The 15951-nt window shown below is 72.3% G+C and carries 12 protein-coding genes; 10 read left to right on the forward strand and 2 right to left on the reverse strand.

Annotation, left to right across the window (positions count from 1 at the left end; all coding sequences use genetic code 11):
• The first annotated feature begins 140 nt into the window (after positions 1–140).
• From NH2_RS17345 to NH2_RS17385, 9 genes are all read left to right on the forward strand, one after another.
• Positions 141–3365 carry a WXG100-like domain-containing protein gene (locus NH2_RS17345; protein WP_067654843.1) on the forward strand — a complete coding sequence of 1075 codons (3225 nt, stop codon included), beginning with the start codon at positions 141–143 and terminating at the stop codon, positions 3363–3365.
• Positions 3366–3524: 159 nt separating this feature from the next.
• Positions 3525–3848 carry a hypothetical protein gene (locus NH2_RS17350; RefSeq protein ID WP_067654846.1) on the forward strand — a complete coding sequence of 108 codons (324 nt, stop codon included), beginning with the start codon at positions 3525–3527 and terminating at the stop codon, positions 3846–3848.
• A gap of 29 nt (positions 3849–3877) precedes the next feature.
• On the forward strand, positions 3878–4357 hold the full coding sequence (locus NH2_RS17355) for a YbaB/EbfC family nucleoid-associated protein (protein ID WP_084505618.1): 480 nt from the start codon (positions 3878–3880) through the stop codon (positions 4355–4357).
• 39 nt (positions 4358–4396) lie between these two features.
• Positions 4397–7036, forward strand: a complete 2640-nt coding sequence (locus NH2_RS29255) for a WXG100 family type VII secretion target (RefSeq protein WP_067654852.1) — start codon at positions 4397–4399, stop codon at positions 7034–7036.
• A complete protein-coding gene (locus tag NH2_RS17365; protein WP_067654855.1) occupies positions 7033–7830 on the forward strand; it encodes an ESX secretion-associated protein EspG in 798 nt (265 codons plus the stop codon). Before NH2_RS29255 ends, NH2_RS17365 begins: the two co-directional genes overlap by 4 nt.
• Positions 7831–7874: 44 nt before the next feature.
• On the forward strand, positions 7875–10526 hold the full coding sequence (locus NH2_RS17370; RefSeq protein WP_067654858.1) for a WXG100 family type VII secretion target: 2652 nt from the start codon (positions 7875–7877) through the stop codon (positions 10524–10526).
• Complete coding sequence (locus NH2_RS17375) at positions 10523–11323, forward strand: ESX secretion-associated protein EspG (protein WP_067654861.1); 801 nt, start codon at positions 10523–10525, stop codon at positions 11321–11323. Before NH2_RS17370 ends, NH2_RS17375 begins: the two co-directional genes overlap by 4 nt.
• Entirely contained in the window at positions 11320–12018 is a 699-nt protein-coding gene (locus tag NH2_RS17380; protein ID WP_067654864.1) for an ESX secretion-associated protein EspG, read from the forward strand. The genes NH2_RS17375 and NH2_RS17380 overlap by 4 nt, the downstream gene beginning before the upstream one ends.
• Before the next feature lie 37 nt (positions 12019–12055).
• A complete protein-coding gene (locus NH2_RS17385) occupies positions 12056–13333 on the forward strand; it encodes a vWA domain-containing protein (RefSeq protein WP_067654867.1) in 1278 nt (425 codons plus the stop codon).
• A gap of 9 nt (positions 13334–13342) precedes the next feature.
• On the opposite strand, the gene NH2_RS17390 is transcribed toward NH2_RS17385, so the two are convergent.
• Positions 13343–13636, reverse strand: a complete 294-nt coding sequence (locus NH2_RS17390; RefSeq protein WP_174552840.1) for a hypothetical protein — start codon at positions 13634–13636, stop codon at positions 13343–13345.
• 283 nt (positions 13637–13919) lie between these two features.
• On the opposite strand from NH2_RS17390, the gene NH2_RS17395 reads away from it, so the two are divergent.
• Entirely contained in the window at positions 13920–14213 is a 294-nt protein-coding gene (locus NH2_RS17395; protein ID WP_067654870.1) for a hypothetical protein, read from the forward strand.
• A gap of 5 nt (positions 14214–14218) precedes the next feature.
• On the opposite strand, the gene NH2_RS17400 is transcribed toward NH2_RS17395, so the two are convergent.
• Complete coding sequence (locus tag NH2_RS17400; RefSeq protein WP_084505621.1) at positions 14219–15859, reverse strand: TerD family protein; 1641 nt, start codon at positions 15857–15859, stop codon at positions 14219–14221.
• Between the last annotated feature and the right edge of the window lie 92 nt (positions 15860–15951).

Consider the following 15951-nt stretch of genomic DNA (forward strand, 5'->3'; position numbering starts at 1 on the left):
CTAACCGGAACAGTGCGGGCAATGTCACGTTGGCACAGCTGCCACCGGGCGTTCAACGAGGTTCGCTCCAATAGCGGGATACGTCTCGCAAGGAGGACAGCGATGCCCCGGCAGCCGGAGACCGATCCGATCGTGCGCGCATGAGCCTGCACCTGCCGGAGGAACTCCGCTGGCTCGGCTGGGTGGCGGGCGCCGCGTGGCCCGACGGCGACGAGGACGCGGCCTGGGCGACCTCGAGGGCGTGGGAAGCGGCGAGCAAGGAGATCACCGCCCTGCTCACCAAGCTCGACGAGGCCAAGCGTGCCACCCTCGACGCCTACCCGGCCGGCGCCGCGGGGGCGGAGATGGGCGCCAGGTACGACGTCCTCCGCACCGGCGACCAGTCGATGGAGGCGCTCGCCGAGGCCATGCTCGCGGTCTCGGACTCGGCCTTCGACATGGGCACCGAGCTCCAGGCGACCAAGCTCACGATCATCGTCACGCTGTGCTGGCTCGCCGCCGAGATCGCCTGGGCCAAGCTGTTCCCGCCGACCACGGCCGCCGTCGAGGCCGCCGCCATCCTCACCACGCGTTCGTTCCTCAAGGTCATGCAGGACAGCGTGCAGAAGACCATCGCCAATATCGCGGCCCGCATGGGCGCCCCGCAGCTCGAGCGGCACTTCTGGAAGAGCCTGTTCCACGGCAAGCTGGTGGCGCCGACCGCGAAGGGCTGGGGCGTGTACGGCGCCCGCGCGGGCGAGGCGGTCGCGATCGCGGGCGGTATCAACGCCGCGGTGCAGGTCGGCCAGATCGCCGACGACAAGCGCAGGGAGTTCAACGGCAAGGAATTCGGCTTCTCGGTGCTCGGCGGCGTCGCGGGCGCGCTGCCCGCGCGCGAGATCGGCCGCTTTCTCGGGCACGTCTCCAACAAGGCGGGCGACAAGATCATCGCCAAGACCGGTGCGAACCTGGACAACGCCTGGTACCGCGGATTCCGCGGCGTGATGATCGGCTCGATCGCCGACGGCGCGGGCGCCATCGCGGGCAACCTCGCGGTGGGCGTGGCCAACGTCGCCACCGGTGGCAGCTTCGCCGATTCGTTCCTCTCCGGCGAGGGCTGGGTCGGCGGCTTCGTGCAGGGCGCCCTGGTCGGTGGCGCGCGCGGCGCCTCGGTGTACAGCGGGCACATCCCCAAGGTCGGCGAGGGGATCACGCCGGGTCAGTTCCGGCGGGACAACTGGCGCGGCGCGGTTTGGTTCTTCCCGAAGTCGGTGGGGACGGGGTTCTTTCCGCTGAAACCCGCGCCTGCGGCGGTGACGACCGACGGTTCGGGGCACGGCGGAATACCGATGACGCCCCTCGACGGCACCGGCGGCGCGCTTCCGGCGGGCGGGGCGCCGGTGGCGGGCGGGGCGACCAGCGACGCTCCACCGCCCGGCGGGCGCCCCGCGGGGCCGCAGGTCACCGCAGGCGGGCCTGCCACCGGGAGCCAGGGGAACCTCGCTGGCACACCGGTGAACTCCGGCGCGACTCCCGTCGCGAATACCGGTGGCGTGGTGGCGAATACGGGCAGCCCGGTGCAGCCGAACGGCTTCGCCGCGGTCGGGGGCGAATCCGCCGGTTTCGGCGGCGGTGCCACCGGTACCCAGGGCGGCGGCAACACCGTCGCAGCCGGTGGCCAGTTCGGCGGCGGTGACAGCTTCGGCCAGGCCGGGCAGTCGGGCGGCGGGTCCGGTACGCAGGGCGGCCCCGTCGGCGACGGCAACACGGTCGTGCACGGCGGGCACACCGACGGCGGACAATCGGGCTTCACCGGCCAGCAGCCGAACTCCACCTGGTACCAGAGCGATTCCGGCAGCGACACCACGAGCGAGGGTGGCCGGTCGCCGCAGGGCGCACCGCTCGGCTTCGGCGACAGCGGGCAGGCGCCGGTCAACGGTGCGCCCGGGGAGGGCGGCTTCGTCACCGACACCCGCGGCGGCCAGGAGAGCCGCCCGCTCCAGGACGAATTCGCCGCGCCCGGCAACCAGACCGGGAATCGCGACGGGTTCTCGTCCACCGAGTCCGGGTATGTGGTCAGCCCGCTGAGCAGCCCGCTGCCGGGCGACGCCACGCCGTTCGGGGTCAGCCCGCCGGGCACGCCGGCCGGCGGGGACGGCATGTCCGCGCCGCCCGCGCCCGGCTTCTCCGGGCTCGGCGACCGGGACGGGACGGGCGAGGGCGGCTTCGGCGGCAGGCAGATCGAATCGCCGCAGGGCGGGTTCGGCGGCGACCGGAGCGGGCAGCAGGGCTTGCCGCTGTCGCCGGAGCCGGGGCCGTCCAGGGAGCCTGGGTTCGGCGGCGTTCCCGTCGGCGTCGGTGCGCCGCTCGGCGGGCAGCCGCCGGTCGGGCACGGCGCGCCGCTCCCGCCCGCCGGGGACAACTCGCCGCCGCACTCGCCGAACCAGAACTCCGGCGGTGAATCCCCGGCCAATCGGGAGCGGCGCACGCAGCTGCCGAAGCTGGTGACCTCGGTCCCGCCGCCAGGGCGCGTCGAGGGTATGTCGGGGCAGCCCTCCCACCGGGCGGACTCGCCGACGATTCCGGGTTTCGAGCCCATCGGCCAGCCGGGCAGCACCCCGTTCCGGCCGAACCTCGCGCCGCTCGGCATCGACGGCTCGGCCCAGCCACCCGGCGGCACCCCCCTGGCCGCGCCCGCGCCGATCGCGCCGGGTGGCAACCGGCCGACCTTCCTCGACCCGCCGTCGCCGAGCACGCCGACGGACCCGCCGAACTTCCTGAACCTGACCCCGACTCCGTCGCCACCGGGCCATCCGCCGAACTTCCTCGACCTGACCCCGACCCCGTCGCCGCCGCCCGGCCCCCCGTCGCCGCCCCCGATCACCGGCGACGACGGCTCGAGCAGCAGCGGTGCGAGCATCGCCACGAACGACACCAGCCATTCGACGGTGTCCGGCGTCGACACCGTCGCCAGCGCCGGCACTCAGGGCAACCTGGCGGCGCAGCACACCGACGACAAGCACGGCGCCCTCGGTCACGGCAAGGATCTGCGCGGCAAACCGCGGCCGCAGCGCTGGCCGAACTGGCCCCACATGCCGCTGCCGTTCACTCCGCCGCAGGTTTCCGACCTGGAGTGGCTCCCGGAGGGGTCCGTCGAGCCGAAGGAGCCGGGGGCGAGCGACCCCGGTGCCGATCCGCCGGGCACGCCGCCGGATTCGACGGACATCGGCCGCTCCGGCGCCCGGACCGAACCGCGGGAGACCAGCGACTCGCCGCCGCCCGAGACCGGGGAACAGGTGCAGCCGGTCGACCGCGCCGGACTGGCGGAACCCCAGCCGGACGGGCAGGTGGACGTGCCGTTCACGCTCGGCAGGCCGGCGCCGTGAGGCCGCGCGGCGCGTAGCCCAGGCGCTGTGGCAAAATTCGAATTATCCTGTGCGACATCGGAAGTTCATCGGGCTGGGATGTAATGGCGGAAGAATCGCGGTTTGCTTCGGGGTCTCGCACTCCGTGCACCGTCATCGAGCCGGAAGGAGAACGGGAGCATGTCGGAGGGAGTCGAAGTCGACCCGGTGGCGCTCGGCCGGGCCGCGGAGTTGACCAACGAGGTCGCGGTCGAGGTCCGCGGGGTGCTCACCGATCTGCGCGGAAAGCTGGCGGGCTACGAGGAAGCCGGCACCAACCAGCCCTGGGGCAACGACAAGATGGGCAAGAAGTTCACCACCGGTAAAAAGGACGATGGCTACCACGCCTCGCGCGACAACCTGCTGGCCGGGCTGGAGGGCACGGCGGGCACGCTCGACGAGTTCGCGACCGGCCAGCGCGACGCGGTCAAGGTGCTGACCCAGGCCGATCAGGGCGGCGTCTGAGGCGGAACCGCCGGAATCGGAGGTAGGACATGTCGAATCACCGTCTGCAGGAAGACATGGCGGTCATGCTCAACGGCCTGCGCGACCAGATGCAGGGGATCGCGGAGGTGCAGCGCAAGCGGTCGCTGCTGACGGCGACCGTCACCGCCTGCGAGAAGCGGATCGAGGTCACGGTGAACGCGGACGGTCTGCTCATCGAGACCAAGTTCGCCGACGACATCCTCGACCTGGAGATGGACGAGATCGCGCTGAACATCACCGCCGCGGTGCAGTCCGCCGCCGCCGATGTCGCGCGGCAGGCCGCCGAACTGGCGAAACCGCTGCGCGCGCAGCGTGACGCGCTGCCGTCGCTCGCCACCATCGTCGACGGCGCGCCCGATCTCGGCGGGCTCATCCCGGTCGCGCCGGAGACCCCGAAGGTGCCGCCGAGCTCGCCGGAGTGGCCGGAAAACCGGGATCGCGAGGATGATTCGGCGCCGCGCTCGATCGTCGCCGACCGCGATTCCTGAATTCCGCACCGTCGAGCACCACCGACAGAGGGACACTTGATGGCTGACCTGACCCGGACGTGGGACCAGATCCGGCAGAACGCCTCCCGGGGGCTGCTCGAGTTCGACCCGCAGGCCGCGATCACCGCCGCCGAGGCGAGCGCCGCCCTCGTGGGCAGGCTGCTGGCGATGAAGCAGGCGATCACCACCGCCGGCCTCGACGATCTGGTGACCATCACCGATGTCGACGGCACCCGCCACATCCTCGGCTCCGGGCTGCAGCTGACCGGCGTGTACGAGGCCAAGGCCAGGGATCTGCAGAACGCCCTGCAGCAGCACATCGACATCGTCAGCGACCTCGGCGAGACCTTCGTCTGGGCGGGCAGGAACTACATCGACACCGACACCCAGAGTGGTCAGAGCCTGCTGCAGCGGCTCAACGCCATCACCATGCCGACCACGCCGGGCGACTACTCGCTCGACCTCTCCGGGGCCGGGTACGACAACCCGATCTCGTGGAGCCTGCTCGGCGGCCGCGTCGTGGACGCCGGGCTGGCGGGCACGGCCGACGACTACTGGAATATCGGCGCCTTCGATCTGCCCAGCGACCTGCGGAGCTCGACGGGCTCCACGGACACCGCGGCGGCCGCCATGGTGCACCCGGAGAATGCCTATTCGCTCGGGTTCCGGACCCTCTACGAACTCGGCCAGCACCTCATGAACGACGGTCAGCGGGTGCACACCGCCGCCGAGTCCTGGCTGGTGCTGACGCAGGAACTGCGCGGGGCCCTCGACGATTTCGTCACCCAGGTGAACGGCGTCGGCAAGAGCTGGGAGGGCCAGGGCGCCACCGAGGCGCAGGCCGCGGGCAGGCGCTGGGTGGCCTCGATCGATCCGCTCCTCACCTCGGGGACCCGGATGAGCCAGAACCTGCAGTACACGTCGCAGTGGCTGACCCGCACCGCCGTCTCCATGCCGCAGACCGACATCTCCGCGCAGCTGACGGCCTCGAATATGCAGGCGGTGCTGAACCACTACCGGATGGAGTGGAGCAAGCACTACGGCACCGGCATCGTGAACAGCGCGGGCGCGGTGCCGGTCATCGAGGGGCCGGTGCGCACCGGCAGGCCGCGGAGGCAGCCCACCGGGCAACCCGGGGAGCAGCCGCCGGGGCGGGCGGAGCCCCTCGCTCCCGGGCAGCGGTTGGAGAACGAGGTGCCGGGTCAGGGCAACGGTGACCTGCCGGAGTACCGGACCGAGCAGGACGCCTACGCCGCCGGGTACCAGGCGGGCCAGGAGCAGGGCGGCGGCCAGGGTCACGGGCAGGACCAGGGCTCGGGCCAGGGAGCGGGCGTACCCGGCCTGGACCAGGGGCAGGGGCAGGGAGCGGGCGTGCCCGGTCTGGACCAGGGGCAAGGCCAGGGAGCGGGCCTGCCCGGTCTCGACCAGGGGCAAGGGGGCCAGGGCGAAGGTCAGGGCCAGGGAGCGGGCGTGCCGGGTCTGGACCAGGCGCAGGGTCAGGGAGCGGGCGTGCCCGGTCTCGACCAGGGGCAAGGTCAGGGCCAGGGCGAAGGCCAGGGCCAGTGGAGCCCGCCGGAGAGCAGCCTCGGCGCCGCGACTCCACCGGAGACGTCGGGTGCGGCCCAGGAGTCGGGCGGGGCACAGGACCAGGGCCAAGGGCAGGCCGGCAGCGGCGGCTCGCCGGGCGGCGCTGCGCTGGTCCCGGCCTCGGGGGGAGTCCCCGCCGAGGAGACCGCCGCCGGGGTGTCCGGCATGCCAGGGGTCGGCCAGGGCGCGCCCAAGTCGAAGATGCCGAAGAAGCCCACGGTCGCCGACGTGCTGGCGCAGCTCACCGGCGTCGACCCGGCGGACATGCCGGAGGAGCTCGCGAACATCCCGATCACGGCGAGCGCCGGTGAGATGCCATCGCTCGCCGACGCACTGGCCCAGATCACCGGTACCCCGGTGGATCAGATGCCGCAGGAGCTGCGGGACATGCCGCTCTCCGAGCTGTGGGAGTCCACCGCAGGCGCCGGTATCCCCGGCGACGCTGCCCTCGGGCCGTTCGGCGGGGCGACGCTGGACTCGGGTGCAGGCGGGCACCCCGCCGACGTCGGCGCGTCCGGGCTCCCGCACACCGCGGGGGATGCGGGTCAGGGTGGCCTCGCCCAGACCATCGGCCTGCTCGCCGACCAGCTGGTCTCGGGCATCGAGGCGTTTCTGCAGCTCGGGGCGGGCGCCGAGGTGGGGCAGTGGGGCGATACGCAGGGTATGTGGTCGTCCGAGCAGCTCGGGCAGCAGCTGCGCGACCTGGTCTCGCCGGGCGGCGACCTCGGGATGGCCGGGCTCGGTGGTGGTGGCGGTGCGGGCGGCGGGCTGCCCGGATTCGGCGCGGCCGCCGTCGCCGAGCCGCTGCCGCCCTATCACGAGGCGCGGGCGAGCGCCTTCCCGCGCGCCTCGGTGGCGGGCCCCGCCCTTGCTCCGGTCGGCTTCGGCGGCGTCTCGGCCGGGTCGACGGGGTCGCCGATGGGCGGCGGAATGCCGGGCGCGCCCATGATGGGCGGCGGCGGCATGGGTGGCGCGGGCACCGGCGGCTCGCAGAACGAGCACAAGCCGAGCCAATACCTGAACTCCAAGAACAACTTGGACGAGGTGTTCGAGGGCTCGCTGGGCCGGGTCAAACCGGTGATCGAGCAGTGAGCGGGCGCTGGTCCCTCACCGATCTGGAGTTCGTGCTGCTCTGCGACCCGACCGGGCACGCAGGCGTCCCCGACCCGTTCACCTTCACCAGCCGCACCGAGCTGGCGGCCGACTACGAGGTGGAGTGCGCGCGGGTGCTGCGCGCACTGCGCGAGCGCGACGACTCCGAGCTGTGGGTCTTCGCCGACGCCGTCGCCAGGCCGGATGTCAGCCTCGCGCTGCGGGCCTGGAACGAGCGGGAGTACGAGGACGCGGAGCAGCTGCTCCGGGTGCACGCGGTCCGCAGCCGCACCCGCGGCTACGTCATCACCCAGCGGCCGGGCGAGACGGTCTTCCACAGCGGCGGTTTCGACGTCGTCGAGTGCGATCCGCACGCCGTGCCGGAGGAACTGCTCGGTGCGCTGCCGTTCGCCGCCGCCGGTCGCTGTACCGCGATCCCGCTGCCTGCGACGGAGCACTCCGACGCCGCCGACTCCGAGCCCGAGCCCCGCCTCGCGGTGGGTGACGAGCGGGAGGACGACGACGCGCGCACTGCCGAGTTCCTGTCCCGGCCGGCCGATCGGGTCGGCGACCTCGTCGTCTACCAGGGCCGGTCCAAATTCGGCCCGCGGGGGCGGGTCGGCTGGGGGCTGGAGTGGCGGGACCTGCCCGGTGACGGCCGCTACGTCGTCCGGCCGGACGGCATGATCCGGGTGGCCACCGGCATGGGCACCAAGGGAATGGTCGAGTGGCTCGACGAGCAGATCGCGGAGATCCTGCTCCGTCTCGACCGGCACATGGAGAACGAGGAATGACGGCGTATCGCTTCCGAAGCGCCCGAGAGGTTAGGTAGACCGCGATGGCCCAGAATCCGATGATCACGACCTGGCAGGGGCTGAACCGGCAGGCCACCGACAAGCTCCTGCAGTTCGACCCGAAGGACGCGCTGACCGGCGCCAAGGCGATCGCCGAGCTGATCGATGATCTGATCGGCATGCAGAAGGCGATCACCGACCTCGGGCTGGACAAGATCCCGCCGATCGCCAGCGGCGGCGGCAAGCAGATCCTGAACTCCGGCGCCGCGCTCTCGACGGTGTACAGCACCAAGGCGGGCCACCTGTCGGGCGTGCTCGGCGACCACATCAAGATTCTGGGGCTGCTCGGGGAGACCTTCGTCGCGGCGGGCAAGAACTACACCGGCACCGATTCCAACAGCGCCACCTCGATCGCGGCGCTCGGCAGCGTGAAGATGCCGACCACCGGCACCAAGTGGCAGCCGAAGTACGAAGGCTACGGCATGCCGAGCCCCGACCTGACCAGACCCGGTAGCGGCAGCGACAAGTTCGACGCCTTCAGCCAATTCGAGGACCTCAAGTCCTTCGGCGCCAAGGACAAGAGCGTGCGCGTCGACATCGAGACCAAGGACAGCCTCGACTGGGGGGAGATGCACCAGCTCCACCTGCACCTCGACCCCGGCCCGCTGCTCGCGGGCGCGCGCAACTGGCACGCCATGTCGCTGAGCCTGAGCACCTTCCTGAACAAGCTGGTCGACACCATCGAGCCGCTCAACAAGTCGTGGATCGGCACGGGTGGTCAGATGGCGCAGAAGGCGGTGGCCGACTACGGAGCTTCGGTGAAGCCGATGACCGAGGCCATGGTCGCGATGGCGCGGAACCTCCAGTACTCCGCGCAGTGGGTGCTCTACACCAAGCTATCCATGCCGACCACCCCCAGGCCGGACAACGCCTGCTGCGACGGCAAGATCACCAACCGCTACCGCAACGAGTGGCAGAAGCACTACGGCGACGGCATGAAGAACAGCGTGGAGTCCATGCCCGCGCTGCCCGGCGCGCCGGACATGTACGGCAACCCGACGCACCAGCCACCCCCCTCGGAGAAGCCGGGCGGCGATCCCAACGCCCCCGGCAACAACCCGAACAATCCCAACAACCCGTACAACCCGTACAACCCCTACGGTGCCAACAACCCGAACAATCCCAACAACCCGTACAACCCCTACGGTGCCAACAACCCGAACAATCCCAACAACCCGTACGGCGCCAACAACCCGTACGGCGCCAACGATCCGTATGGCGCCAACGATCCGTACGGCAACCAGTCCGGCCAGGGCGGCTACCGGACCCCGGAGGAGATCTCCGCCCAGCAGGGCCGGTCCGGCCCGGCGTCGAGCCCCTCCGGGACACCGGCGTCCGGCGGCGGTTCGGGCGGCGGCTCGACCCCGCAGGCGCCGCGGGTCCCGTCGGTGGGCGAGCTCATGGACGCCATGGGCGGGGGTTCCGATCCGGGCGGTTCGTCCGGTGGCAGCATTCCGGCGGCCTCCATGCCGTCGGGCAGCGGCAGCGGCAGCGGAAGCGGCGGAAGCGGTCAGCGCGGTTCGGGGTCGGGTTCCGGCGGCAGTGGTCAGAAGGGCTCCGGCTCCGGTGGATCGGGGTCCGGCGGCGGCCAGCAGACGCCGCGGGTCCCGTCGGTGGGTGAGCTCATGGACGCCATGGGCGCGGGTTCCGACTCGGGCGGTTCGTCCGGTGGCAGCATTCCGGCGGCCTCCATGCCGGGCGGCGGGTCGAGCGGCAGCGGATCGGGGGGCGGCAGCTCGCGCACCCCTGGCTCCCCGTCGATTCCGGGTGGCGGAGTCCCCGGTGGCTCCTCGCCGTTCTCCCCGGCGAAGCCGCCGTCGATGGCCGACGTGCTGAGCAAGCTGACCGGCGTCCCGGCGGACAAGCTCCCCGAGAGCCTGCGCGATCTGCAGGTCGACACCCCGGACGGCCAGGCCGAGCCCACCCTGGCGGATGCGATCTCCCAGCTCACCGGGGTCCCGGCTGATCAGCTGCCGGAGGAGCTCCAGAAACCGCTCTCGCAGGTGCTCGGCCCCGATGGTCCGCTCGGCGCGGGCTCCCCGCTGTCGAACCCGCTCGGCGGCGAGGGCGGGGCGGGCGGTATCGGCGACATCGTCGGCAAGCTCGCCGATTCGGTGCTGAGCGGCATCGAGCCGATCGGGCAGCTGGGCAATCTGCCCGGCATGGAGGGGTTGCGGGAGCTCTTCGACCCGGCCCAGGTCGAGAGCAGGCTCGACGACATGCTCGGCGGCCCGGGCAAGCTGGACGAGCTGGCCGGCGCCTTGGGCGGCGGCTCCGGTGGTGCCGGGGCCGGGGCCGGGGCCGGGGCCGGGGCCGGTGGCTCCGGCGCGGGCATCCCGGCGGCCGATCAGCGGCCGCTGCCGTCCTATGCCGAGTCGCGCACGTCCGGGGCGCAGATGTTCCCCCGGGCGAGCCTGGACGGCGGGAGCACGCCGATGAGCGCCGCGGGGGCCGGGCATGCCGGCACGCCCGGCGGCGCGCCGATGATGGGCTCACCGGGTGCGGGTGCGGGCACCCCCGGCGGCGGCGGGAACGACCACAAGCCGGGCAAGTTCCTGCAGTCGAGGGCGAATCTCGACGAGGTATTCGAAGCGGTGCCGGATCGGGTCCGGCCGGTGATCGAGCCGCCGTCGTGAACCGTCGATGGGATTTCACCGCACTGGAATTCAAGGTGCTGTGTGAAAATCTGCGCGCGGGCGAGCTGCCCGACCCGTTCACCTTCACCACCGCCATCCGGTACGCGGAGGAGTTCGAGGCCGAGACCCATCGCGTGCTGCGCGCGCTCCGCGACCGCTCCGACCCGGACCTGGAGGACCTGGCCGACTGTGTCGCCAAGCCCGACGTGCAGGTCGCCCTCGAGGCATGGAACGACGACGACTTCGAGAACCCGAAGGAGCGCACCAGGGTGCTCGGGCTGCGGCGCCGCGCCCGCGGCTTCGTGATCTCCCAGCAGCACGGCGAGACGCTCGGCCACAGCACCGGTTTCGAGGTGGTCGAGTGCGGGCCGCACGCCATCGGCGATGCGGTGCTCGCGCACCTGCCGTACGCGGAGACCGGCCGGGAGGCGCCGGTGCCGGTGCTCGCCGCCGCGAATCTCCCGGTCGGCGGCACCGACGCGTTCGGCTCGATGATCTCCGACAACGACGACCCGGACGAGCGCGATTCCGCTCGCCGCGATGCCTTCTTCACCGTGCGCGCGAGCCGGTCCGGGCTGCTGCGGGTGATCCAGGGCCGCTCGAAGTACGGGGCGCGCGGCCGGATCGAGACGGCGATGCTCTGGCGCGACGTGCCGCGCGACGGCCGGTACGCGATGCTCATGAGCGAAACGCCGGTGGCCCGCGGCATGGGGAGCGAGGAGCTGGCGGCCTGGGTGGCCGAGCAGGTCGCCGAGATCATGGATCGCCTGGAGCGACACCGGGAAGACGAGGAATGACCGAAGTCGGCTGGAACCTCAGCGATATCGAATTCAAGGTGCTCTGTGACGAGTACCGCAAGGGCCACCTGCCCGCGCCGTTCAACTTCGTCAGCCGGGTCTCGTCGGCGGCGCTGTACGAGGCGGAGTGCGCGCGGCTCCGCGAGCTGGTCCGCACCACGACCACCAGCGAATTCACCGCCATGACCGAGGCGCTCGCGCGACCGGAGGCGTTCGTCGTGATGCGCTCCTGGCACGACACCTACTTCGACGACCCGCTCCGGCACATCCGGCTGCACGCCGTGCTGCGCGGCGACCGCGCGTACCTGATGCGCCAGCATCCGGGCGAGACGCTCACGCACAGCTCCGGCTTCGACATCGTGCGGCAGGACCGGGCGAGCGTGGTCGGCGCGCTGGTGGCGCACTTCCCCTCGGTCGGGCGAGGGTCAGGCGATGGCATCCCCGCGGCCCGCAATGCCGCGTCCCCCTACCTCGAGCTGCCCGCGACCGCGACCGGTTTCGTCAAGGTGCTGGCAGGCGCGCCTGGGCCGGACGGCAACCGCAGCGAGGTCGGCCTGCTGTGGCGCGACATCGTCGGCGACGGCCGCTACGCCCTCCCGCTGCACTACGACGCGCCGGCCGCCGTGCCGATGGGCGCCGCGGAACTCGCCGACTGGACCACCGAACGGATCGCGGAGGTGTTGCCCGCGCTCTAGTCTGAACCCGATTCGGTGATGATCGGGAGGCGGCGAGATGGCGACGGCACTGGTGAAGGGGCAGAACGGGGCACTGGCCGCGGGCCCGGTGACGGTCGCGATCCGCTCGGCCGCGGCGGCCGAGGTGGCCGCGCTGCTGGTGACCGCGGGCGGGAAGGTGCGCTCCGACGCCGACTTCGTCTTCTTCAATCAGCCGCAGGCGCCGGGTGTTTCGCTGCGCGACGGCGTGCTGACCGTCGACCCGGCGCTGCTGCCCGCGGAGATCGCGCAGGTGCGGGTGGTGCTTACCCTGGACGACCAGGGCGGCCGCTTCGGCGACCACCCGGCCCCGGTGGCGAGCGTGACCGGCTACGAGTACGTGGTCGACGGGCTGAGCAGCGAATCGGTGGTGATCGCGCTGGAGCTGTACCGGCGCGGCGACGGCTGGAAGGTGCGCGCGGTCGGCCAGGGGTACGCGGGCGGCTTCGCCGACCTGGTCACCGACCACGGCGTCGCGGTGGACGACGACAGCGAGCCGCCACCGTCCGGCGCGGCCCCGCCTAGCGGCCCTGCCTCGCACGCCGAGCCTGCGGTGTCCGCCGAACCGGTGGTGCGCGCGGTCCCCGGGGAGGCGAAGCTCTCGCTGGAGAAGCGGAAGCAGCTGGACCTGCGCAAGCGGGAGGTCTCCACCGTGCTGCACGCCGGGCAGGCTGGTGACGTCCGCGCCCGCGTAGTGCTGGTGATCGACAAGACCGGCAGCATGGCCAAGCAGTACCACCGCAAGGTGGTGCACCGGGTGGTCGAGCGCATGGTGCCGATCGCCATCCAGCTGGACGACGACGGTCTCATCGAGCCCTACCTCTACGCGCTGAAACACACCAGGCTGCCGGAGATCACGGTCGAGCACGCCGAGCAGTGGTGCGAGACGTTCCTGCACCTCAACGGCGTGCACGGCGGCATCGACTACGGCGCGCTCGGCGCCCGCAACGAGGAGCTGCCGATCATCGGCGACATCGTCTCCACCCTGCGCCCAGGCGACCCGCCCACCCTTGTCCTGTTCTTCACCGACGGCGGCTTCGCGAAGAAGCGCGAGATCGCCGAGCTCATGCGCACCGCGGCGCGGCTGCCCGCGTTCTGGCAGTTCGTCGGGCTCGGCAAGGCGAACTACGGGCTGCTGCGCTCGCTGGACGAGATGGACGGCCGGGTCGTCGACAATGCCGGGTTCTTCGCGCTGGACGATATCGACCGGGTGGACGACGCCGAGCTCTATGCCCGGCTGCTCGGCGAGTTCCCGGAGTGGCTCCGGGCCGCGCGGGCGGCCGGAATCACGCGCTGAGCCGGCGACTCAGCCGATGACGGCGTTCATGATGGTGCCCGCGCTGGTGGCGACCACGCCGCCGATCATCGCGCCCGCCACCATCTTCGGCGACTCCAGCCCGCCGCCGGTCCACTTCTCCCAGGCGAACTTGCCGCCCGCGAAGATGATCGCGACGATGCCCGCGAGCAGCACGAACCAGGTGAAGTAGCGGACGAGCTGCAGGAACTTGTCGGAGATCGGCGGCGCTTCCGGGCTGGGGTTACCGATCTGCGCCAGCGTGTCGTAGAACGCCAGGCTGTCGAGGGCGGAGGCCATGATCATGGTCTGCTCACTCCGGATCGTGGGTCAGGGCGGGGAACAACTCATCGAATCGTATCCGGTCGCCGGGGTGGATGTGCCACGTCCGGCTCGAGTCGGCGCGCGTCGGCGGGTTCGCGCACGTCGATGCCGCCCGGCCGCGGCGGGGAGGGGGCAGCGCAGGGGCGGGCGGGGCAGCGCTGCGGCGCCGGCGGCGACGGGAGCGGAGTGCGGTGCTCGGGCCGTATCCTCGGTGGGTAGCGAATTGCCTGTTGGCAGAGCGGGTCCTGGAGAGGGGAGTGCAGCGGTGAGCATCATCCTGGCGTCGGTGGGGGACGCTTTCACGACGCTGGCCCAGGTGGGGAACCCGACACCGGAGGCACCGCCGCTGTCGGACAAGATCATGCAGTTCGTCCGGTACATCACCTGGTTCGCGCTGCTCTCCGGCATCATCGCGATCATCTACGCCGGTGGCCGCTTCGCCTGGGAGAAGTGGAGCGGCAGCGGGCTGCAGTCGCCGAAGCAGATCGCGGGCGCCATGATCGGCGGCGTCGTCGCCACCAGCGCGGGCACCATCATGAACGCCGTGCTCAATATCTGAGGCGCTCAGATCCGGGCGCCCTTGGCCCGGTTGCAGCCCCGGCACAGGATCTGCAGGTTGGCGGCGCTGGTCGCGCCGCCCCTGCTGATCGGGATGATGTGGTCGAACTCCAGGTAGTGCCCATCGCCGCACTCCACGCAGCGCCCGCCGTCGCGCTGCCACACCGCGGCCTTGACCTCCTGCGGGACGCTGCGCGAATCGCGCTGCCCCGGGCTGAGCACCAGCCGCTTCGCCACCCGCAGCGCGCCCTCCAGCACCGCCGCCACGTACTCCGGATCGGCCACCGTGAAGGTGGCGCCGCCGCGCGCCGAGGTCGCCGCGACCACCACGTCGCCGCCCTCCACCCGCACCGAGACCACCCGCGCCCACGGCAGCTCGGTGCCGATGCCGTGGCCGGTGAAGCGCAGTTTCCTGTTGCTCGCGATCAGCCTGCCCTCGGTGCGGCGCGGGCCGCGGGCCAGCATGCGCTGGTGTATCGCGGGCAGGTCCAGGTGCACCGCCTCCTCGGGGTCGAGGTGCAGCCCCTTGGCACGCACCAGCGGCAGCTCGCCGCCGCGGAGCCTGCTCAGGGTGTGGCCGCGCTGCATACGGCGGCGCAGGTCGTCGACGAGCGGGCCGCCGAGCCGGAGCTCGGTGACGGCGTGCTCGAAGGCGGCGAGCTCGTCGTCGAGCACCTCGCCGTCGGCGAAGGCGAAGGTGACCAGCCGCTCCACGTGCGCGATCCCGCTCTCCCGCAGCAGCTCCCGGCCCCGGTGCTCCTCGATGCGCCGATAGCGCAGCGCCGCGAGCAGCTCGTCCCAGCCGGTGCCGTCCAGGCCCTCGGTGGCGAGCAGCCTGCGGGCGCGCACCTGCCACTGCGCGAGGTACTCGGCGACCCGCTGCTCGCAGCGGCAGGGCGCCAGGCCGCCGAGTATCTTCCGGCGCAGCTCGGCGCCGCAGCGCGGGCAGCGCCGGGAGCCCGCGGGCACGTGCACGGCGGTCTCCGCGGTCCACTCGGTGCCGTCCCACCAGCGCAGCCGGGTGCGGTCGTCGGGGTCGGGGTGCCAGTCGGCGCGCTCGGGGGCGGGCGGCGGTGGCGGCGGGAGCACCCGCTGCGGGCGGGTGAGCTCCGGCCCGCGGCGCTCGGGTTCGGCCACGGCGACGCCGAATTCGGTGACCAGCCCGGCCAGCCCGCTCGCCCAGCCCTGGCCGACCGCGCGGAACCGCCAGCCCCCGTCGCGCCGGTAGAACTCGCCGAACATGAGCGCTCGCACCGGCTCCGCGCCGATGGCGGCGAACCGCGCGACCGGGCCGCTCGCGTCCAGCACCTCCAGCGTCAGCCCGGACATCTCGGCGAAGGTGCCCTCGTCCAGCGCGCCGCCGATCACGATGCGGTGCACCGCCGGCTCGGTGCGCGGCAGCGAGACGCTGAGCCGCGCGGTGTGCGGCTCCGGCTGCTGATCCAGCGTGACGGCCTGGGAGAGGTGCCTCGGTGCGTTGAAGAACACCAGATCCCGGTCGGTGCGCACCAGGCCGCCCGGGCCGAGCAGCAGCGCGACCGCGTCCATCGCGTGTTCGGAGCGCCACGAAATCACCACGGCCAGCAGCGAACCCGGCACCTCGGTATGCGCGCCCCTGCTCAGCTCCGGTGTGGTCGATCGTTCCATGGTGAAGGGAACTATGCCACGGGGCACCGACACGCCCGGACCGCCGCAGCCGGGTGACTTGTCGCTCGGCCGTGCCGTCCGGCGCGAGCCGG

This window comes from Nocardia harenae NBRC 108248 (assembly GCF_001612885.1).
GTDB classification, from domain to species: Bacteria; Actinomycetota; Actinomycetes; order Mycobacteriales; family Mycobacteriaceae; genus Nocardia; species Nocardia harenae.

What these genes read in the sequence shown, in the direction of transcription:
- NH2_RS17345 (WP_067654843.1), top strand. Translation starts at nt 141, where the DNA reads ATGAGCCTGCACCTGCCGGAGGAACTCCGCTGGCTCGGCTGGGTGGCG.
- NH2_RS17350 (WP_067654846.1), top strand. Translation starts at nt 3,525, where the DNA reads ATGTCGGAGGGAGTCGAAGTCGACCCGGTGGCGCTCGGCCGGGCCGCG.
- NH2_RS17355 (WP_084505618.1), top strand. Translation starts at nt 3,878, where the DNA reads ATGTCGAATCACCGTCTGCAGGAAGACATGGCGGTCATGCTCAACGGC.
- NH2_RS29255 (WP_067654852.1), top strand. Translation starts at nt 4,397, where the DNA reads ATGGCTGACCTGACCCGGACGTGGGACCAGATCCGGCAGAACGCCTCC.
- NH2_RS17370 (WP_067654858.1), top strand. Translation starts at nt 7,875, where the DNA reads ATGGCCCAGAATCCGATGATCACGACCTGGCAGGGGCTGAACCGGCAG.
- NH2_RS17380 (WP_067654864.1), top strand. Translation starts at nt 11,320, where the DNA reads ATGACCGAAGTCGGCTGGAACCTCAGCGATATCGAATTCAAGGTGCTC.
- NH2_RS17385 (WP_067654867.1), top strand. Translation starts at nt 12,056, where the DNA reads ATGGCGACGGCACTGGTGAAGGGGCAGAACGGGGCACTGGCCGCGGGC.
- NH2_RS17390 (WP_174552840.1), bottom strand. Translation starts at nt 13,636, where the DNA reads ATGATCATGGCCTCCGCCCTCGACAGCCTGGCGTTCTACGACACGCTG.
- NH2_RS17400 (WP_084505621.1), bottom strand. Translation starts at nt 15,859, where the DNA reads ATGGAACGATCGACCACACCGGAGCTGAGCAGGGGCGCGCATACCGAG.